17 protein-coding genes are annotated in these 19,223 nt (G+C 61.2%); 6 read left to right on the top strand and 11 right to left on the bottom strand.

Going from position 1 to position 19,223, the window contains the following annotated elements; genetic code table 11:
- The first annotated feature begins 161 nt into the window (after positions 1-161).
- Positions 162-695 carry a MarR family winged helix-turn-helix transcriptional regulator gene (locus IM764_RS06195; protein ID WP_194187300.1) on the top strand — a complete coding sequence of 178 codons (534 nt, stop codon included), beginning with the start codon at positions 162-164 and terminating at the stop codon, positions 693-695.
- A gap of 6 nt (positions 696-701) precedes the next feature.
- On the opposite strand, the gene IM764_RS06190 is transcribed toward IM764_RS06195, so the two are convergent.
- Positions 702-1,511 (bottom strand): ABC transporter permease subunit, encoded by an 810-nt coding sequence (locus tag IM764_RS06190; protein WP_194187299.1) that lies wholly within the window; start codon positions 1,509-1,511, stop codon positions 702-704.
- Positions 1,512-1,514: 3 nt separating this feature from the next.
- Positions 1,515-2,546: an ABC transporter ATP-binding protein gene (locus tag IM764_RS06185; RefSeq protein WP_194187298.1), complete on the bottom strand. Its 1,032-nt coding sequence runs from the start codon at positions 2,544-2,546 to the stop codon at positions 1,515-1,517.
- Positions 2,547-2,635: 89 nt separating this feature from the next.
- Between IM764_RS06185 and IM764_RS06180 the strand changes: the two genes are divergently transcribed.
- The 3 genes from IM764_RS06180 to IM764_RS06170 are packed head-to-tail and all read left to right on the top strand — an operon-like array spanning position 2,636 to position 7,402.
- Positions 2,636-4,009 carry a hypothetical protein gene (locus IM764_RS06180; protein WP_194187297.1) on the top strand — a complete coding sequence of 458 codons (1,374 nt, stop codon included), beginning with the start codon at positions 2,636-2,638 and terminating at the stop codon, positions 4,007-4,009.
- Positions 4,009-5,112 carry a transporter substrate-binding domain-containing protein gene (locus IM764_RS06175; RefSeq protein WP_194187296.1) on the top strand — a complete coding sequence of 368 codons (1,104 nt, stop codon included), beginning with the start codon at positions 4,009-4,011 and terminating at the stop codon, positions 5,110-5,112. Before IM764_RS06180 ends, IM764_RS06175 begins: the two co-directional genes overlap by 1 nt.
- Complete coding sequence (locus IM764_RS06170; protein ID WP_194187295.1) at positions 5,105-7,402, top strand: serine/threonine protein kinase; 2,298 nt, start codon at positions 5,105-5,107, stop codon at positions 7,400-7,402. Before IM764_RS06175 ends, IM764_RS06170 begins: the two co-directional genes overlap by 8 nt.
- On the opposite strand, the gene IM764_RS06165 is transcribed toward IM764_RS06170, so the two are convergent.
- From IM764_RS06165 to IM764_RS06125, 9 genes are all read right to left on the bottom strand, one after another.
- Positions 7,399-8,613, bottom strand: a complete 1,215-nt coding sequence (locus IM764_RS06165) for an acetate kinase (protein WP_194187294.1) — start codon at positions 8,611-8,613, stop codon at positions 7,399-7,401. The two genes, IM764_RS06170 and IM764_RS06165, sit on opposite strands and share 4 nt — an antisense overlap.
- 9 nt (positions 8,614-8,622) lie before the next feature.
- Positions 8,623-9,951, bottom strand: a complete 1,329-nt coding sequence (pta, locus tag IM764_RS06160) for a phosphate acetyltransferase (protein ID WP_370551563.1) — start codon at positions 9,949-9,951, stop codon at positions 8,623-8,625.
- Positions 9,952-10,170: 219 nt separating this feature from the next.
- A complete protein-coding gene (locus IM764_RS06155) occupies positions 10,171-11,154 on the bottom strand; it encodes a sulfite exporter TauE/SafE family protein (RefSeq protein WP_194187293.1) in 984 nt (327 codons plus the stop codon).
- Positions 11,151-11,846, bottom strand: a complete 696-nt coding sequence (locus tag IM764_RS06150) for a sirohydrochlorin chelatase (RefSeq protein WP_194187292.1) — start codon at positions 11,844-11,846, stop codon at positions 11,151-11,153. The genes IM764_RS06155 and IM764_RS06150 overlap by 4 nt, the downstream gene beginning before the upstream one ends.
- A gap of 5 nt (positions 11,847-11,851) precedes the next feature.
- Complete coding sequence (locus tag IM764_RS06145; protein WP_194187291.1) at positions 11,852-13,090, bottom strand: sulfate adenylyltransferase subunit 1; 1,239 nt, start codon at positions 13,088-13,090, stop codon at positions 11,852-11,854.
- Complete coding sequence (gene cysD / locus IM764_RS06140; RefSeq protein WP_228073446.1) at positions 13,090-14,016, bottom strand: sulfate adenylyltransferase subunit CysD; 927 nt, start codon at positions 14,014-14,016, stop codon at positions 13,090-13,092. Before cysD ends, IM764_RS06145 begins: the two co-directional genes overlap by 1 nt.
- Positions 14,016-14,858: a phosphoadenylyl-sulfate reductase gene (locus IM764_RS06135; RefSeq protein ID WP_194187290.1), complete on the bottom strand. Its 843-nt coding sequence runs from the start codon at positions 14,856-14,858 to the stop codon at positions 14,016-14,018. Before IM764_RS06135 ends, cysD begins: the two co-directional genes overlap by 1 nt.
- Before the next feature lie 265 nt (positions 14,859-15,123).
- A complete protein-coding gene (locus IM764_RS06130; RefSeq protein WP_194187289.1) occupies positions 15,124-15,339 on the bottom strand; it encodes a hypothetical protein in 216 nt (71 codons plus the stop codon).
- The gene (locus IM764_RS06125; RefSeq protein WP_099298151.1) at positions 15,336-17,012 is read right to left on the bottom strand and encodes a nitrite/sulfite reductase; all 1,677 of its coding nucleotides are present in this window, start codon (positions 17,010-17,012) and stop codon (positions 15,336-15,338) included. The genes IM764_RS06130 and IM764_RS06125 overlap by 4 nt, the downstream gene beginning before the upstream one ends.
- Before the next feature lie 215 nt (positions 17,013-17,227).
- Between IM764_RS06125 and IM764_RS06120 the strand changes: the two genes are divergently transcribed.
- Together IM764_RS06120 and IM764_RS06115 are read left to right on the top strand one after the other, a co-directional pair.
- Positions 17,228-18,643: an FAD-dependent oxidoreductase gene (locus IM764_RS06120; RefSeq protein ID WP_099298152.1), complete on the top strand. Its 1,416-nt coding sequence runs from the start codon at positions 17,228-17,230 to the stop codon at positions 18,641-18,643.
- A 22-nt stretch (positions 18,644-18,665) separates the two neighbouring features.
- Complete coding sequence (locus tag IM764_RS06115) at positions 18,666-19,211, top strand: GNAT family N-acetyltransferase (RefSeq protein WP_194187288.1); 546 nt, start codon at positions 18,666-18,668, stop codon at positions 19,209-19,211.
- Positions 19,212-19,223: the final 12 nt, after the last annotated feature.

Here is a 19,223-nt window from a genome sequence, read left to right as displayed (position 1 = left end):
ACCAATTGATGGATTTCGCTCTCACCTATAAGCGAAGTGTTACAAAATGATGACCACCACTGCGACCTAATAGCATTTTAGGCAAGGTCGATACCGTACACTGTTTTTACCCAGAAACAATCTCGCATAGCATCACAAAAATATCGAGGAAAGGTAAACCTTTGTCTGAAAGCAGCACCCCCCAGGCGCAACAAATCCGCGGATACCGCGCCCCGGAAGTCTTGCCAGACATCGACATCGCTGAGATCGCATCCAGCGTCTACGACTTCCTCTCCGCAACCCGCCGCCTGATGGAACGCCCTAATCAGAAGCTAGAAATCTCCCAGTCGGAAATCGAGGTGCTGCAGTTCGTTGCTCAGCACCCAGGATGCGGCGTCTCGGACATCGCGCGCCTGCGTTTCCTTCGGGCCTCCAACGTCTCGGCCACCGTGCGCCGCCTCATGAACAACGGCTTGGTGATGCGCCAGGCTAATGATCACGATAAGCGCGCACAGGATCTTTATCTCACCGATGATGGCATTGAAATGCTCAATTCCATCACCGACGAATGGGCGCTACTCATCGCCGGCGCCACCCGCCGCATGGATGCCCGTGATATCGCGAAGCTGCGCCGCGGCGTGCCTGCCCTGCGCAATCTTTCCATCGCTGCCGAGACGCTGATTGATGACATTCAGCGCCATCAAAACAGCCTCTAGCTCCGGCTAGGCGTCGCGCTTGCGCAGCACGATCACGCCAGCCACGAAAATCACCACGGCCCACGCGATGAAGTAAATCAGCGATCCCGCGTGGCCCCACGGCGCGTCCGCAATATCAGTGCCGGAGACAGCCGCGTCCATGTTCTTAAACGGCATGTATGGGGGCAGCCAGTCCTTGACCCAAGGAATGAATCCAATCAGGATTCCTTCCACGATCAGAATCCACATCACCATCAGGGAAATCGCGCCCGCCGTGTGGCGAATCAGGTAACCCACGCCGATGGTCATCAGCACCACCAGCACGCAGTAGACCACGTTCATTCCAATCTCGCGCCACACACCATCGGCAGAGAAGGACAACGGGTCCAACAGCTGCTTATCCTCCACGCGCATGCTCAGCATCCAGCGCATCGTCAGCAGGCTCAGCACCTGGGAGACTAACGCCAGCACAGCGGCGATCACGCCGTAGACCGAGAACTTCGCCACGGGGACGGGCCACCGCGATGGCGTGCCCAGCATCGTGGTTTTCACGCTGCCGTTGCCGTATTCAGAGGTCACCAACATGCAGGCCTGGATGATGATCACGATCAAGCCAAAGGCAGTCAGTCCGGTAAATGCCTGGGTCGAGGAAATCGAAGCCACCGTAGCTGCGTAGAGCTCCGGATCTTTCATAAGCTCCTCGTCGTTCAAGTTCACGCCGGTGCCCAAGCCCATCAGCAGGGCGAACAGCACGCTGAACAGCACCACCAGGATGCTGGTAGCCCACAGGGCCTTGGTGCTAGATAGTTTGATCCACTCAGATTTGATGAGGTTCATGGTTTAGCGCTCCCCCTGCTTGTCGGTGCCCTGCTCGTCCTGCTTGCTCGCATCACCGGCGAATGCCACCGCACCCGCTGGGATTGACCCACCGAGCAGGCCGTTGTTGTTCGTTTCGCCGCCCTTGGCCTGGTATTCCACGCTGCCGCCGGTCATGTTCATGAATGCGTCCTCCAGGCTGGCCCGGCGCTCACTGAGCTCGTTGAGTTTCAGCCCGTAGGTGAAAGCCACGGCGCCCACCCAGTCGGTGTCCTTGTCGTCGACAACCAGGGTGTCGCGCCCATCTTCGTCCTTGGCCTCGGAGAAACGGACGTTTTCTTCCTTCAACGCGCCGCGGAGTTCATCCAGGTGGTCGGAGCGCACGATGGTGTGGGTTTCCGACGCAGACTTGATGAACTCGTGGGTGGATGTATTAGCAATCAGGCGTCCCTGGCCGATGACCACCAGGTGGTCCGCGGTCTGCGCCATCTCGGAGAGCAGGTGGGAGCTGATCAGCACCGTGCGGCCTTCCGCAGCCAAGGTGCGCACGAAGGAGCGCACCCAGCGGATGCCTTCGGGATCTAGGCCGTTGACAGGCTCGTCGAGGATCAGAACCTCTGGATCGCCCAACAGTGCACCGGCGAGACCAAGCCGCTGTCCCATACCCAAGGAGAACTTGCCTGCCTTCTTACCAGCGACGTCACTGAGGCCCACCAGGCCCAGTACTTCATCGACACGCTTGGAAGGGATGCCGTTGGTAGCGGCGACCCACTTGAGGTGGCTGGCCGCGCTGCGGTTGGGGTGAACCCACTTGGCGTCCAGCAACGTGCCGACCTTGCGCAGGGGTTGCTTATATTCGGAGTAGTGCTTTCCGTCTATGGTCGCGTGTCCGGCGCTGGGCTTGTCCAGGCCGACCATCATGCGCATGGTGGTGGATTTACCGGCTCCATTGGGTCCGAGAAATCCCGTGACAATGCCGGATTTCACCTCGAAATCAAGGGAATCGACAACGGTGGTGGAGCCGTAGCGTTTGGTCAATGAGCTGGCTTCAATCATGCGATCCATAGTGCCATAAACGCAGTTGATTGACGTGGGTGGTCATTTTATTGTTGAGGAGTCAACTGTGGTCTATATAATCCAAAAGCATGCCCTCTCTCCCGGCGCTGGACGCAGATCGATGGATGGATCGTGACTCTGCGCAATCCCGCCCATCCCGGTCTTTGTCTGGAATGGCGGTGGCGGCTCGGCGGGCGCCCAAGCGCTTGTGGCGGGTGGCGGTCACGCCTCCGGGAGTGATGACTCTCGTTTCCTTTGTGTGCGTGTTGGCCATTCTGGCCGCAGGCGGCGCGATGGTGTATTCCTCCACGGTGCGCCAGAATGAGGTCAATACCCTCATTACTCAGACGGAGCCCCTCGCTGATTCCGCCCAGGAGTTATTCAATAAGTTGTCCGTGGCTGATTCCATTGCCACCACGGGCTTTTTGAAGCAGGGCAAGGGGAATAACGCCTCGCAGGTGGAATATTCGGAGGCCTTGCGCGATGCCTCCGAGGCTATTTTGCGCGCCAGCCACGGCATCCAAGACGTAGATAGCCGCGAGATGGAAATCACGCTGCTCATCCAGCAGGAGCTGCCCAAGTACATCACGCTGGTGGCTCAGGCCCAGACTAATGACCGCGTGCGCAATCCCATCGGCGCCAGCTATCTCACGGAGGCCTCTGCTCTGATGCAGGGCACGCTGCTTCCCAATGCTCAGGAGCTGCATCTGCTGACCTCACGCCGGGTCTCTGACCAGCAGGCGCAGTTGGTCACGCCCCTGTGGTTCCCGCTGTCCGGATTGGCTGCGGCCGTGATCATTTTGCTAATCGTGCAGGTGTGGCTGGCGGTGGAGACCCATCGCCGTATCAACGTGGGCTTTGTGCTGGCCACCGCGTTGATGATCGTGGCTTTGCTCTGGGCTTCGGGCAGTTCGGCCCTGACCTGGGCTACGAGCTGGCAAAAAGTTGATGGCACGGTCCGCCCGCTGCAGGAGCTCACCCAGGCGCGCATCACCGCCCAGCAGGCCCGCACCGATGAGGCGCTGGGCTTGGTGCAGCGTGACTATGACGAGCGCCGTCAGAACACCTATTCGCAGCGCATTGCGCAGATCGGTGAGGCGTTGGAGGCCACTCGCGACGATGTGGATTCGCCTGCGCGGATCGATAACGCCCGCGAGGCGCTGCGCCTGTGGGACTCCTCGCACGCCTCGACGCTCTATCAAATGCAAAACGGCAATTTCAACGAGGCGTTGCAGATCAGCCTGGGTGCCGAAGGCGATGCCACGTCCTCGGAGACCAACTTCGAGATCCTCGATTCCGAGCTGCAAGAGCTGATTTCTGAGCAGCGTGACGATCTGCGAGTGGTTCTCAACGACGTGCGCACTTCCGCGGATCGGGTGACCAAGATCGTCACGTTCTTGACCGTCATCGCCGCCCTCTGCGTGATCGCCGGTACCCGTCCTCGTCTGCAGGAGTACGTGTGATGCATAAACTTGCCCGCGCCGTCATCGGCTCAGTCACGATTCTCAGCCTGCTGTCTGCTTGTTCGGCGGCTACGACCGCCCCTCCGGTGTGGCCTGACGTGCACACGCAGGGCACAGTCAACGAGCTGCCGGTGGGCTCAGAGATTGTCCGTGGTGATGACCTGCAGGATTTCGCGGCTTCCCCGTCCAGCAAGCAGGACCCGTGGGGTTCGATCCGCCCCGATGCGGCTGCGGTGGAAAAGCGCATCCCCGCGATCATCGAGCGCGGTCGCTTGATCGTTGGCGTGGGCCAGTACCTGAATCGCATGGGCTTTCGTGACCCGTTGAGTGGCGAGCTCGAGGGCTTCGAGATCGACCTGGCCAGGGAGATTTCCCGCGATATTTTCGGTGATCCAGACCGGGTGGAATTCCGTTATGTGGAGAATCGGCGTCGAGATGAAGCCCTCCGCGACGGTGACGTCGACCTCGTCCTACGAACCTGGACCATCACCAAGGATCGCCAGTACACCACCGAATTTTCGGTGCCCTACCTGGGCGTTCACACCAAACTGCTGGTCTTGGGCGATTCCGGCATCGCGGGCATGGAGGATCTCGAGGGCAAAACAGTGTGCGCCACGCGCGATTCCACCCCGGCTCGAGCCATCGTGGATAACAACATCGGCGCGCTGTTGCTGACGCGCACGTGGACCGATTGTTTGATGGCCATGCAGCGCAACCAAGCCGATGCGATTTTTTCCGACGACGCCATACTCTCCGGCCTCCAAGCCCAAGATCCGTACACAGAGGTTATCGATACCGGAGATGCTGTGAGCTATTACGGCGTGGGCATGCCCGCCCCCACCTCCGGGCGCAAGGCTCAGGGGCTGGTCATTCAGGTCAACTCCACTTTGGAACGCATTCAATCCGATGGCACCTGGGATGAGTTGTACGACAAATGGATGCAGGAGTACCTGGGCTCGCCGCAATCGCTGCCGATGAAGTATCGCTCCGAGCAAGAGGAGCAGGACATCGACCAGGCACGTGCGGACTGGTTGCGCAGCAATGGCGATACGACCGCCAGCCGCAGTATGGGCACGATGACACGGGAGGATTTCGATGAGTGAGTCAGATCCACGGGAGCACGAGGATTCCGCCCAGACTGAGGCGCACACCGAGGCCGTCCCTTTTGACCCGTTTGCGGATGACGATGACGAGTTGGACACGGAGGCCACCACCGGCCCGTTGACTGTGGATTCGGGCGAAAAGTCCCGGCGCGAGGCCTTGTCTACGTTCCGCCAGCGCCGTGGAATTCACCGGCGCGGTGCCACGGTCGCTGGCGGCATGGTCAAGCTGCCGTTCGTCTCTCCGACGGATCCTGAGACCGCCACCATCGACCCGGCGGAGGCGGTAGCCCGTGGTGTGGAAGCGCCGGCGCTAGAGCCCGGCGATATTGTGGCGGGCCAGTACGAGGTGCTTGGCCCCATCGCCCACGGTGGCTTGGGGTGGATCTACCTAGCCACGGACCACTTTGTGGCGAATCGCTATGTGGTGCTCAAAGGCATGATGGCTGCCCAGAGCGCGCACGAGCGTGCGGTGGCGGAATCCGAGCGTGCCTTCTTGGCGGAGATCACTCACCCGGGAATCGTCAAGATTTTCAACTTCATCGATGACCCCCGCTCCGAGGGCGGTTTTATCGTCATGGAGTACGTGGGTGGGCCGTCGCTGCGCTCCCGTCGCAGGAAGATGAACGGCACGCTGGATGTGGATACGGCCATCGGCTACATCTTGGAAGTTCTGCCCGCCTTGGACTACCTGCACGCTCGCGGGGTGGTCTACAACGATTTGAAGCCGGACAACATCATCATCACGGAGGACCAGGTCAAGCTCATCGACCTGGGTGCGGTGACGGGCATCGGTGCCTTTGGGCACATCTTCGGCACCAAGGGTTTCCAAGCTCCGGAAGTCTCTACCACTGGTCCCACTGTGGCCAGCGATATCTACACGGTCGGGCGCACGCTGGCCAGTTTGATCGTGAAGCTTCCCGTGGAAAACGGCGTGTACGCGCCGGGCTTGCCCACACCAGACGAAGAGCCACTGTTCCGCGAATACCTCTCGCTGTATCGCCTGCTGCTGCGCGCGACCCATCCGGATCCAGAGGCGCGCTTCCCCACCGCTGCGGCGATGTCCAACCAGCTGATGGGTGTGCTGCGGGAGATTCTGGCCATTCGCGACGGTCGCCACTACCCGCACTTGTACACGCGCTTCACGGCCCAGCGTTCCACGTTCGGCACCAAGCACATCGTGTTCCGCACGGATCAGCTGCTGGACGGTATTAAGCGCTCGGTGCAGATCTCTGCCCCGGAGATCGTGGCCGCGCTGCCCACTCCCTTGACGGATTCTGACGATCCCGGCGCTGGCCTACTCTCCGCGGCTTCGTACACGGAGCCTTCCGAGGTGCTCTACACCCTTGAGATGGCCATGGAGCAGCCGGAGATGTCTGGCTCGGTGGAGATCCCGCTGTCGATGGTGCGCGCCAAGTTGGACTTGGGTCTGACGGGCGAGGCGATCCGCCAGCTCGATGAGCTCTCTGACCGGCTGAAGAATGACTGGCGCTACCACTGGCACTCCGGGGTGGCCGCGCTGTTGTCCTCGGATTTTGTCAACGCGCAGAGTTACTTCAACCGGGTGCTGAATATTCTGCCGGGCGAGCCGGCGCCCAAGTTGGCTCTCGCCGCCACCGACGAGCTGCTGTTGCAGCAGCAGGGCATGAACAATGTCCGGCTGCTCAATCAGGAGACTACGCGCGCCGCCTCTGCGCTCGCCTTCGCGCAGCGCGTGCCCGTGGACGATTACTCCTCGGTCCCTTCCTGGGATCACATCACCCAGGATCCCATCGCGCTGCGCTTCCACGCGATGCGGCTCTACGGGTTGGTGTGGGCTACCAACCCCACCACGGTCTCCAGTGCGTTTGGTCTGGCTCGCCAGCTCTATTCGGAAGGTCTAGTGGATACGGCTGTGGCCGCGCTGGATCGCGTGCCGCAGAGCTCCCGTCACCAGCGCCTGGCCCGCTTGACCACTATCTTGCTGCTGGTGGGTTCCACGGGCTCGCTCTCCGAGTCCCGGATCCGCCGCGCTGCCCGGCGCCTGGAGCTGCTCCCCACCAACGAGCCGCGCCTGCAGCAGGTACGGTTAGCGGTGATGTCCGCTGGTCTGACGTGGATCCGCGAACGCTCTTCGCAGGGCAAGACCCCCATCAGCCGTGCCTCGTTGTTTGACGTCCCCTTTAACGAGCGTGGCCTGCGTACTGGCGTGGAAGCGAGCTTGCGCTCGCTGGCACGCCAGTCCCCCTTTGCTCGCCACCGCTATCGCTTGATTGAGATGGCGAACATGATTCGCCCTCAGACTCTGTTCTAGGCCTGGTTGGCCAGCTCGTCTGCATAGCGGGCGATGGCCAGCTCTTCATTGGTAGGCACTACGAAGACTTTGACCTTGGAGTTATCGGTAGAGATCTCGCGGGCGCCTTCAATGCCTTCTTCGTTGGCGTTGCGGGCGTCGTCGATCTCGATACCGAAGTTCTCCAGACCTGCCAGCGCATCGCGACGCACTCCCACGGCGTTCTCGCCCACACCGGCGGTGAAGGTGATGGCGTCCACGCCGCCGAGGTTGAGCATGTAGGAACCGATGAAGCGACGCAGGGTGTGGATGTAGACGTCGTATGCCAGCTTGGCATCCTTGTCGCCATCGTCGATGAGCTTTCGCAACTCGCGGAAGTCGTTGACTCCCGCCATGCCCTTGAGGCCGGACTTTCGGTTGAGCAGGTTATCGATCTCGTCGATGTCCATGTCGGTGGAGCGGGTGAGGTGGAAGATGATGCCCGGGTCGATGTCGCCGGTGCGGGTTCCCATCACCAAGCCCGCCAGTGGGGTCAGACCCATGGAGGTGTCCACGGCCTTGCCACCGTCAATCGCCGATGCCGAAGCGCCGTTGCCCAGGTGCAGCGTGATCTGCTTGACCTCGGACGGATCGTTGTCCAGCAGGCCGGGCACTTGGCGGGAGACGTACTCGTGGCTGGTGCCGTGGAAACCGTAGCGGCGGATGTTGTGCTCGCGGGCCACCTCGGCATTCAGCGCGTAGTTCGCAGCTGCTTCGGGCAAGGTGGAGAAGAAGGCGGTATCGAAGACCGCCACGTGGGGAACGTTCGGCAGCAGGGCCTGGGCGTTTTCGATGCCATCAATGTTGGCCGGGTTGTGCAGCGGGGCCAGTGGAATCAGCGCCTTGAGGCGGTCCAGCACGTCGCCTTCGATCAGCTCGGGGGCGTGGAATTCCTCGCCGCCGTGCACCACGCGGTGGCCCACCGCGCACAGGTCTAGCTCCTGCGGGCCCACACCCAGCAGGCTCATCATGCCGAAGGCACGCTCCAGTCCCACGGAGTGCGAAAGAATGGGGCGAGTGTCCTCCATCTTCGTGGTTTCCGTCTGGATCTTGATATGACCGCTCTTCTCCCCGATCTTCTCCACGATGCCGGAGACGAATGGTGGCTCGGTGGAATCAGCCTTGGGATCGATCACCTGGAACTTGATGGAGCTGGATCCGGAGTTGAGGACGAGTGCGTATTGGGTAGACATGGCGGTTCCTTAGTTGGTGCTGGCCTGGATGGCAGTGATGGCGACGGTATTGACGATGTCCGGCACGGTAGCGCCGCGGGACAGATCGTTGACTGGCTTGTTCAGTCCCTGCAGGATTGGCCCCACGGCCAGCGCTTCTGCGGTGCGCTGGACGGCCTTATAGGTGATGTTTCCGGTGTTCAAGTCCGGGAAGACGAACACGGTAGCCTTGCCTGCCACGTCGGAGCCGGGCATCTTCTTCTGTCCCACGGATTCCACCACGGCGGCATCGAACTGCAGCGGCCCGTCCACGGCCAAATCTGGGTTGTTGTCCTTGGCAATCTGGGTGGCCTTAGCCACGGCTTCCACGTCTTCGCCCGCACCAGAGGTTCCGGTGGAGTAGGAAAGCATCGCCACCTTAGGCTCAATCCCGAACTGCTGCGCCGTTTGGGCCGAGACGGCGGCGATTTCTGCCAGTTGCTCTGGCGTCGGATCTGGATTGACCGCACAGTCACCGAACGCCCACAGCACTCCGTCCATGACCATGAGGAAGATCGAGGACACCACGGAGGAACCCGGGGCGGTCTTGATGATCTGGAACGAGGGCTTGATGGTGTGCGCGGTGGTGTGCGCCGCGCCAGAGACCATGCCATCCGCCAGGCCCTGGTGGACCATCATCGTGGCGTAGTAGCTTATGTCCTTCATGGTCTCGCGGGCCTCGTCGACGGTGGTTCCCTTGTGTTTGCGCAGTTCAGCAAAGTCTTCTGCGAACTGTTCCAGGCGGTCACCCGCCGTTGGATCCTCGACGCCAGCGCCAGAAATATCCAGCCCCAATTCTTCAGCCCGCGCCTTGATGGCTTCTGGGTCTCCGAGGATGGTCAGCTTGCATACTTCGTCTTCCAGCAGGAGGTGGGCGGCCTCGAGGATGCGGTCATCGTCGCCTTCGGGCAGCACGATGTGCGCCTGCTGGGCGCGGGCCTTGTCGATGAGGTTGCGCTCGAATAGCTCTGGCCCGATCTTCTGCTCTCGACGCTCCAGCTGAGCGGCCTGGTCGAAGGTCATTTCGAATTCGCCACCGGCCGGTTCCAGCAGGATGTACCCGGCGACGGTGTACCCCATGCGCTCGAGGCGATCGTTGAGGATGAGGATGTGCTCCAGATCGTCTTCGTTATTTCCCACCAGGATGAGGTTGGCACCGGTCGCGTCCGCGAGCCTGGCGTCGTTCACAGGAGCGCCGGAGGAAACCAGGAGGGGAACCTCGGCCTGCAGAGCAGCATCGAGGGAATCGGAAAAATCGACGGTGACCGGGTCGACGGTGGAGAAGAGATCGTGTGAGTAATCGCCGGTGGCCTCTAAGATGGCGTCGCGCCGGATGGCGGCACTGGCGACGGGGGTTAAGACTGCTCGGATGGCTGGAGCGGTGGCTTCGGTCACGGGTGGTTGTCCCTTTCGGCTCGTGGCACTTGTCGCTGTCCATTGTGCCTGAGGGGAAAGGTTTGAAAAGCGAAATAAACGGAGGTGTGAAGTAGCTCACACCTCCGTGGGTTTTGGGAGAATATCACTCCGTTGGCAGGAAACTCAGCCCGCAGAGTGGCGCGAATACGCAGGTAAAGTAACCTTTTCCGATTCTTCTTTTACCTGGTCGGTCTTCTGCTCCTCGCCATCTCCTGCAGGCTCGGCCAGCATCCGGGAACGACGGGAGTACACCAGCGCCACGATGCCCAACGCAGCGATAATGGCTATAGCGATAGCAACACCATCGGACGCGCTGAGCAGTCGAGGGATGTTGATCAGCATCAGCAGGCCGCCCACGAAGCCACCCAGTACCTGTGGCTTGATCTTGGTCACCAGCCACGCGGCAATCGGAGCGGCGATCACGCCGCCGATCAACAAGCCCACCACGGGGCGCCACACTTCCTGCAACGCTCCGGCCAGCCCAAAGATGAAGCCCGCCGACGCGGCAGAGGAGACCAGGAACTCAGAGGCACTGACGGTACCGATGATCTTGCGCGGTTCGGCCTTGCCCAAGCCCATCAGCGTGGAAGTCGTCACAGGACCCCAACCGCCGCCTCCGGAGGCATCCAGGAAGCCGCCGCCGATTCCCAGCGCCGCGAGGCTGCACCGGGACTTCGCGGACGGCGCGCCCGCAGGTCCGTAGCCCCGCTTTTCGTTCTCCGCAGCCTGCGTGCGATTCCACGGCAACAGGAAGGAGCGCAGCAGCACATAAAAGCCCAGCAGCGCGAGGATCGCGGTGATCACCGGCTGCGCGGACTCGGTGGACAGGTTCGAAAGCACCGTTGCACCGGCAAACGCGCCCACCGCACCGGGCACACCCAGGCAGAAGACCGTTGGCCAGTGCACATTCTTCAGCTTCCAGTGAGACACACCCGAAGCCAGCGTGGTGCCCATCTCCGCGAAGTGCACGGCCGCAGAGGCATGCGCAGGAGTGAGGCCAGAAAACAGCAGGACAGTAGTGGCAGTAACACCAAAGGCCATGCCGAGCGCGCCGTCCACCAACTGGGCCAACAGGCCTGCGACAGCAAAGAGAAAGAGTTTATTCATCGGGATTCGAGTCCTTTTACCTGGTGGAGCCTGTGCTCAATTACTCCGGCCAATTCCGTACCCAGCGGGGTACCGAAGCTGGCATTCGGGATGCGGCTTTCCACGGCCATATCCCAGAGCGTTCCGGGGGCAGCGAACAGTGGAACCACATGAGTGGGCCCATGTTCTGCGCAATGTGCGCTTAAAGCGGCGACTCCTCCGCCACGACCAGTGGCAAATAGAGCCGCGCACGGCATTCGCAGCCTCTGCCCCACGCTGTGCGCAAGATCCGCCACAGCCTGGTTGGCTTCGCTATTGCTAGAGCCAACGGCGTAGATCACGATGTTGGTGAATCGCTGATACGCCAGTGCCTGCTGAACTCGGATTACGAGTAGCTCGGCAATGTCTTCTCCCGTGCCCAAGGAATCCGTGACAGTGATGTTCACGCCCAGGGCTCGCTCCGTTTCCGCCACCGTCTCCGGCACATCATGGCGAGCATGAAAAGCATCGGTGAACAGCAATGGAAGGACACTAATGTCCTTATGCCCCTGCGCGGCCAGCAGCCGCGCCTGGTTTTCCAAGGTGCGGGGAGAAAAGTCCAGAAACGCCGCCTCTGCGCCCACCGCTTCAGCCACCTGATGGACGGCCTGATCAGCTAACGGATGACGAGATCCGTGAGCCAACACGATGACGGGAGCAGAGGAGGCAGACATAGGAATTAGTCGATCAATCCGGCGGTCACTGTATCGCCGGTGCCCGGCTGAATCAGCAGGAAGCTACCCACCCGGCCGCCGCGGCGGTACTGCTCAAACGGCAACGGCTCAGCGACCGTCACGCGCACGCGCGCAATGTCATTGAGAACCAATTCCTCCGAGCCACCCTGAGGCGCATCGATGCGCTCAATAACCTCGTCCACGCGAGCGCGCACGGTGGCAGAGCCATAACGCAGCAGCACGTTGGAGCGCAGGCGAACCGGGGTCTCCGAGAGGTGGAAGACCGTGGCGGTGAGCTGATTAGTTGGCTCGGGGAGGTCCGAGCCGGCGATGATGTCACCGCGGGACAGGTCGATGTCCCGATCTAGGCGGATCACCACAGACTTCCCACGGACAGCGCGCTGCAGCTCGCCTTCCGGCGAGTCGATGCCCGCCACGACTGCCTCGCGGCCGCCCGCGTTGACGGTATCGCCCACTTCCACCGCACCGGCGGTCAAACGTCCGGCATAGCCGCGGTAATCGGAGGAGTGCTCGCGAATCACGATCTGAATCGGCAAGCGCAACTCGCGGTTGACGCTGTCATTTTCCGCACCTGGGGTGGCCTTTTCCAGGATCTCCAGCACGGAAGGACCGTCGTACCACGGGGTCTTGGCGGAGCGTTCCACCACGTTGTCACCCAGCAGGGCGGAGGTAGGAACGATGTCCACGTGGTTCAGACCGAGCTCGTCAGTCAGGGTGCGGATGTCATCTGCAACCTGGTTGTAGATCTCCTCGGAGTAGTCCACAGCGTCAATCTTGTTGACGGCCACCACCACGTGAGACAGCTTCATCATGGATGCCACACGCAGGTGGCGGCGGGTCTGCTCAATCACGCCGTTGCGTGCGTCGATAAGAACAATGACCAACTCGGACGTGGACAAGCCAGTGACCGTGTTGCGGGTGTACTGCACGTGGCCTGGGGTATCGGCCAGGATGAAGCTGCGCTTGTCCGTGGCGAAGTAGCGGTAAGCCACGTCGATGGTGATGCCCTGCTCGCGCTCGGCACGCAGGCCATCGACCAGCAAGGACAGGTCAGGATTCTCAAGACCCTTGGCGGTAGAGACGCGCTCCACGGACTCGTACTGGTCCGAAAGGATGGACTTCGTGTCGTAGAGCAAGCGTCCGACGAAGGTGGACTTGCCGTCATCCACGGAACCGGCCGTGCACAGGCGCAGCGTGGGCAAATTGGTGACTGCGGTGGTCATCAGAAGTAACCTTCCTTCTTGCGGTCTTCCATGGAAGATTCTGAGAGCTTGTCATCAGCTCGGGTGGCACCACGCTCGGTGGTGGTGGACTGGCGGATCTCGTCGATGACGTCCTCGATGCTGGTGGCATCGGAGAGCACGGCACCGGTACAGCTCATGTCGCCGACGGTGCGGTAGCGCACGGTCTTGGTGACGATCTCCTCGCCCTCCTTCGGGCCGCCCCACTCACCCGCGGTCAACCACATGCCGCCGCGCTCGAACACGTCGCGCTGGTGGGCGTAGTAGATCTGCGGAACTTCCACCTCGCGGTCGCGGATGTAATCCCAGATGTCTGCCTCGGTCCAGTTGGAGATCGGGAACACACGGATGTTCTCTCCCGCCTGGTGGCGGCCGTTGTACAGGCCCCACAGCTCAGGGCGCTGACGGCGAGGGTTCCATCCGCCGAAGGAATCGCGCACGGAGAAAACGCGCTCCTTGGCGCGAGCCTTCTCCTCGTCACGGCGTGCACCGCCCAGGACTGCGTCGTAGTTCTGCTCCTGGATGGTCTCCACCAGGGGAACGGTCTGCAGCGGGTTGCGGGTGCCGTCTGGGCGTTCCTGCAGCACGCCGGAATCGATCCAATCCTGCACGTGCGCCACGCGCAGGGTGATGCGTGGATCCTCGGCGATCCTGTCGCGGAATTCGATAACTTCCGGGAAGTTGTGCCCGGTGTCTACGTGCAGCAGTTCGAATGGCACGGCGGCCGGAGCGAATGCTCGCTTGGCTAGTTCCAGCACCACAACGGAGTCCTTGCCGCCGGAGAAGAGCAACGCTGGACGGTCGAACTGCCCGGCTACTTCGCGCAGGATCTCGATGGATTCCGCTTCCAGTGCCGCCAGGTGCGGTGAAAGTACGCTGGTGGAGGGGTTTTGTGTCTGAGTCGTCATTAGGTGTGGAGCCCGCATTCTACTTTGTTGGTTCCGGCCCAACGGCCGGAGCGTGGATCTTCGCCTTCGGCCACTGGCAGGGTGCAGGTAGCGCATCCGATGGATGGGTATCCCTGCTTGGTCAGTGGGTTAATGATGAGGTCATGATCAGTGATGTACTGCTCTACCTCTTCGTCCGTCCAGGTCACGATGGGGTTGATCTTGAGGCGCCCGGTGCGGTCAACCTCGAGCACTGGAGTGGTTGCTCGCGTGGGGGCATCGACACGGCGCACGCCGCTGATCCATGCCTCGAAGGGGTTGAGCATCCGCGCCAGTGGCTCGACCTTGCGCATACGGCAGCACGCGGTGGGGTTGCTGGCATACAGGCGCGGCCCATAGGTCTCGTCTTGCTCTTCGCGGCTGAGAACTGGCTCGACGGTCTTCAATGGCAGCTGGTAGCGCTGTTCCACGTTGTCGCGGGTCTCGATGGTCTCCTTGAAGTGGTAGCCAGTGTCTAGGAAGACCAGTTCGCCGCTGTGCAGACGTCCCTCGGCGAGTTCCGCGAGGACCGTGTCCTGCATGCTCATGGTCACGGCAATGGGGCCTTCGAGGTGCTCCTCTGCCCATTCCATGATCTCTTCGGCGGTAGCGGTTTCCAGCTGCTGGCCCCACTTGGCAACGAGTTCGACGTGCGCTTGGCGCTGTTCGTCACTCAAGGGGGTGGTCGAGGTGTCGCCGCCTTTGGGGCTGATCTCTGGGTCCCGGTAGTCAGCCTGTTGATCGTTGTTGCCAACGCCATTCAGCCCGAGGAAGCCACCTGCACCTCCTTGGCCACTCATGCCCGAGATGTTTGGCACACTCATGCGTTCCTCTTCTCATTGCTTGTCGTTCATGACGCTCGTCAACGCCCTATCCAGACCAGTCTGTCTGTTTGTTCCTGGACAAGAATAGACCAATCTGTCCATTCATTCAACAGCGAGCCTTAAATTTGACGATTTGCTGGTCAGGTATATCGTCAGTCTCAAAACCGCAAGCGGAAAGAAGTCTGTTCTACGCCGGGCCCGCCACGGCGTGCGTGGCGATTAGCCTGGGGATAACGCTCGCCGAATCCCGGCTGGCCCGTTAGGACTAGCCCTGGTTGAGCAAACCGTGGAATTTCACCGAGAACACGCGCATGCACTCGCGGCACTGCCACGCGTTGTCGGTTTCCATGTCCGGGAACAGGTTCTCCCCCATGCAGTACGGGCAGAAGTTCACCGTGGCTCGGCGGGCGTTGGGGTGCCCCGTCCTGCCGCCGATCTGTTCGTTGACCGACGGCAGCGAGTCCTCGTCCGGCACGCTCATACCAACAGTTCCTCGTCGGCTCGCACGACCCATTCGCCGAAGGACTCTCCGTCTTCGCGGCCGTCCTTATAGTTTTCGACGACACGCACCACGTAGTCACCCAGGTCAGTCGAGAAGACGTTGTTGCCGCGCACCTTCTTGCCGAATCCGGCGCGCAGTCCAACGGCGCCGCCGAGGTGAACCTGGAAACCTTCCACACGTTCGCCCTCATTGTTGGTGAGGACCTTGCCAGACAGCCCGATGTCCGCGACCTGCGAACGTGCACAGGAGTTTGGGCAGCCGTTGAGGCTGATCTTCAGTGGCACGTCGAGGTCACCGAGGCGGTCTTCCAGCTCGTCGACCAGCGCGATTGCGCGCTGCTTGGTCACTACGTGCGCGAGCTTGCAGAATTCCAGACCGGTGCAGGAGATAATGTCTCGACGGAATGCGCTGGGCTTGGCACTCAGTCCAATGTCCTCGAGTTCCGCGGCCAACTTATCCGCGTTTTCGCGGGTCAGGTCGAGGAACAGCAGTTCCTTGTCCGGCGTGGTGCGCAGGCGGGTCACACTGTACTTATCGGCCAGGTCGGCGAGGTGCTGGAGCTGCCCACCGTCTGTATGTCCGACGGTCGGCTTCACACCCAGGTAGAAGTTGCCGTCTGCCTGCTCGAAGATACCCACGTGATCGCGGTAGCCCGGCGCCACTTCTGGCTCCGGCCCGTCAATGAGCTTCTTGCCTAGGTAGTCGTCCTCGAGCACCTGGCGGAACTTTTCGATTCCCCAGTCCGCAACCAAGAACTTCAAGCGGGCGCGGTTGCGCACCTTGCGGTAGCCGTAGTCACGGAAGATGCGGACCACGCCGGCCCACGTCTCAGCGACTTCTTCCAGCGGTACCCACACGCCCACGCGCTGCGCGAGCATGGGGTTGGTGGACAGTCCGCCGCCAACCCACAGGTCGAATCCAGGGCCATGCTCTGGGTGGGTGGACCCGATGAAGGCGACGTCTTGGATCTCGTGGGTGATGTCTTGGCGCAGGTTGCCGGAGATGCCGGTCTTGAACTTGCGCGGCAGGTTTCCGAACTCTTCCCGCGGGAGGTAGTTCTCCTTGATGTCCATGATCGCGGGCGTGGCATCTACCAACTCGTCGGCAGCGATGCCTGCAACGGGAGAGCCGAGGATGACGCGGGGCACGTCACCGCAGCCAAACATGGTGTTCAGGCCAACTTTTTCCAGACGGTCCCAGATTTCTGGGACGTTTTCGATCTCAATCCAGTGCAGCTGCACATTCTGGCGGTCGGTGAAATCTGCGGTGCCGCGGGCAAAGTTGCTGGAGATCTCGCCGATGGTGCGCAAGCCTTCGGTGGTTACCTGTCCACCGTCCAGGCGGATGCGCATCATGAAGTAGTTGTCCTGCAGCTCCGCGTTGGTCAGAGTGGAGGTCTGCGTGCCGTCCAGCCCTGGCTTGCGCTGGGTGTACATGCCCACCCACTTGAAACGAGGTGCGAGGTCCTCAGCAGGAATGGAATCGAATCCCTGCTTGGAGTAGATGTTACGGATGCGCTCCATCACGGCGACACCGGGATCTTCTTGCTTGATGCGCTCGTCATTATTGAGCGGATTCGTGCCGTCTACCAGCCACTGTCCCTGCGGGCGTGGCTTGCGCTTGGCTCGAGTGGCCTGCGGTGCAGTAGTCATCGTCGCCTTTCGGTGGAAATAATAGACCAACCTGTCTACGAGAAGCCAACAATAGACCGCTCGGTTCACAGACGCAAGATAGCCGAAACTTGCCTTACCTAGACCACTCTGTCTATAGTTCAGGCCTAGCGCTACGTACCCATTCGGTACGCTTTACGTGATAACGAGATAAGCAATCACACGTCCCCACCCTTGATAAGGAAACTGAAGAATTCATGGCTGAGAACCGCCCGCTACGAGTTGCCGTCATCGGATCCGGACCCGCCGGAATTTATGCCTCGGATGCTCTGACCAAATCAGACCAGGACGTGGCTGTCGACATCTTTGAGCGCATGCCCGCCCCATTCGGCCTCATCCGTTACGGCGTAGCCCCCGATCACCCACGCATCAAGGGCATCATCAAGTCCTTGCACAAGGTGCTGGATAAGCCGGAGATTCGCCTGTTCGGAAACGTCAACGTGGGTAAGGACGTCACCCTCGAGGACCTCAAGGGTTATTACGACGCCGTCATCTACGCCACCGGTGCGACCGACGACCGCGATCTCAACATCCCTGGCGGCGAGCACACCCGCGGCGCCGGCGAGTTCGTGGGTTTTTACGACGCAAACCCGGATTTCGAGCCAGCGTGGACGCTTGATGCCAACTCCGTGGCCGTCATCGGCGTAGGCAACGTGGGCCTGGACGTGGCTCGCGTGCTGGCCAAAACTGGCGATGAACTGCGCGTTACCGAAATCCCGGACAACGTCTATGACTCCCTGAAGGACAACCAGGCCAAGGAAGTTCACGTCTTCGGCCGTCGTGGCCCTGCCCAAGCGAAGTTCACGCCGTTGGAGCTAAAGGAACTCAACCACTCGGACACTATCGAGGTCGTCGTCAATCCGGAAGACATTGATTACGACGAAGGCTCCGAGGAAGCCCGCCGTGCCTCCAAGATCCAGGACATGGTGTGCACCCTGTTGGAGCAGTACGCCATCGCCGAGCCGAAGGGTGCTCCACACAAGCTCTACCTTCACTTCTTCGAGTCTCCACACGAGGTCAAGACCGATGACAACGGCAACGTGGTCTCCCTGGTTACCGAGCGCACCGAGCTCACCGGCGACGGCAGCGTGCGCGGCACCGGTAAGTTCAATGAATGGCCAGTGGGTGCGGTCTACCGCGCCGTAGGCTACAAGTCCGACCAGCAAGCCGATCTCCCTTGGGACGAGCGCCAAAACGTGCTGCCTAACGTCGGTGGCCGCGTGCTCACCGAAGGTCCCACCGCAGACGGCATCGCTGGCGTTCCCGGGTCCGCCGATCCCGAGGCGGAAAAGCGCGAGCGTCTCACCGGTGTGTACGCCACCGGCTGGATCCGCCGCGGCCCAGTGGGATTGATCGGTAACACCAAGGGCGATGCCAACGAGGCTGTCGCCAACCTTTTGTCTGATCACGCCGACGGCCTGGGCCTAGCTCCCGCCAAGCCAGAGCTGGAAGCTGTCGAGGAATTCTTGGCCGATAAGGGCATCACCTACACCACCTGGAATGGGTGGTACGCACTGGACAAGTACGAGCGTGAGCTGGGCGAAGCCGAAGGCCGCGAGCGCAAGAAGGTGCGCGAATGGGACGATATGGTCAAGTTCTCCCGAGAGCAATAGCTGATCGGTAAACTACTCGGCTATGACGCAACCGGATCCTGACAAGCCAGAGGTACACCTGACTGGCCGAGCAGTTCTCAACATGACTCCTCAGCAGGTGCACGCCCTGTACAAGCTGCGTGTGGACATCTTCGTCAACGAACAGCGCGCCCCGTTCGCTGAGATTGATGACACTGATATCCACCCAAATACGCAACACATCCTGGCCTACGTGCACCCGGGCTCAGGCCCCAACTATCCATTCGGTGCCCCCGATCCAGCCAGCCCTTTGCGTCTCGTCGGCACCGCTCGTGTCTTCGGCTCTCCAGAAGAGCAGCACATCGGTCGCCTTTGCGTGGCCTCAGACATGCGTGGCTACGCCATTTCCCGCCAGATCGTCGAGCAAGCCCTCGAGGTCTGCCGTGGACGGGCGGCTGCGCTGGATCCCACCACACAGCGCTCTGTAGTCAAGATCGAGGCGCAGACATACCTCACCGAGTTCTACGCGTCCTACGGCGCCGAGGCCGTCGGCGAAACCTTCGAGGTGGACGGTGTGGAGCACGTGGAGATGCAGCTGGTTCTGGACTAGTTCCAAATTGGG

This window comes from Corynebacterium sp. ED61, from assembly GCF_015233855.1.
In the GTDB taxonomy this organism is placed as follows: Bacteria; Actinomycetota; Actinomycetes; order Mycobacteriales; family Mycobacteriaceae; genus Corynebacterium; species Corynebacterium dentalis.
The sequence above is the reverse complement of the archived record's forward strand: the minus strand, read 5'-3'. Positions and strand labels throughout refer to the sequence as shown.

Coding starts and splice junctions, on each gene's coding strand:
- IM764_RS06190 (WP_194187299.1), bottom strand. CDS start 1,511: ATGAACCTCATCAAATCTGAGTGGATCAAACTATCTAGCACCAAGGCC.
- IM764_RS06185 (WP_194187298.1), bottom strand. CDS start 2,546: ATGATTGAAGCCAGCTCATTGACCAAACGCTACGGCTCCACCACCGTT.
- IM764_RS06180 (WP_194187297.1), top strand. CDS start 2,636: ATGCCCTCTCTCCCGGCGCTGGACGCAGATCGATGGATGGATCGTGAC.
- IM764_RS06175 (WP_194187296.1), top strand. CDS start 4,009: ATGCATAAACTTGCCCGCGCCGTCATCGGCTCAGTCACGATTCTCAGC.
- IM764_RS06170 (WP_194187295.1), top strand. CDS start 5,105: ATGAGTGAGTCAGATCCACGGGAGCACGAGGATTCCGCCCAGACTGAG.
- IM764_RS06165 (WP_194187294.1), bottom strand. CDS start 8,613: ATGTCTACCCAATACGCACTCGTCCTCAACTCCGGATCCAGCTCCATC.
- IM764_RS06155 (WP_194187293.1), bottom strand. CDS start 11,154: ATGAATAAACTCTTTCTCTTTGCTGTCGCAGGCCTGTTGGCCCAGTTG.
- IM764_RS06150 (WP_194187292.1), bottom strand. CDS start 11,846: ATGTCTGCCTCCTCTGCTCCCGTCATCGTGTTGGCTCACGGATCTCGT.
- IM764_RS06145 (WP_194187291.1), bottom strand. CDS start 13,090: ATGACCACCGCAGTCACCAATTTGCCCACGCTGCGCCTGTGCACGGCC.
- cysD (WP_228073446.1), bottom strand. CDS start 14,016: ATGACGACTCAGACACAAAACCCCTCCACCAGCGTACTTTCACCGCAC.
- IM764_RS06135 (WP_194187290.1), bottom strand. CDS start 14,858: ATGAGTGTGCCAAACATCTCGGGCATGAGTGGCCAAGGAGGTGCAGGT.
- IM764_RS06130 (WP_194187289.1), bottom strand. CDS start 15,339: ATGAGCGTGCCGGACGAGGACTCGCTGCCGTCGGTCAACGAACAGATC.
- IM764_RS06125 (WP_099298151.1), bottom strand. CDS start 17,012: ATGACTACTGCACCGCAGGCCACTCGAGCCAAGCGCAAGCCACGCCCG.
- IM764_RS06120 (WP_099298152.1), top strand. CDS start 17,228: ATGGCTGAGAACCGCCCGCTACGAGTTGCCGTCATCGGATCCGGACCC.
- IM764_RS06115 (WP_194187288.1), top strand. CDS start 18,666: ATGACGCAACCGGATCCTGACAAGCCAGAGGTACACCTGACTGGCCGA.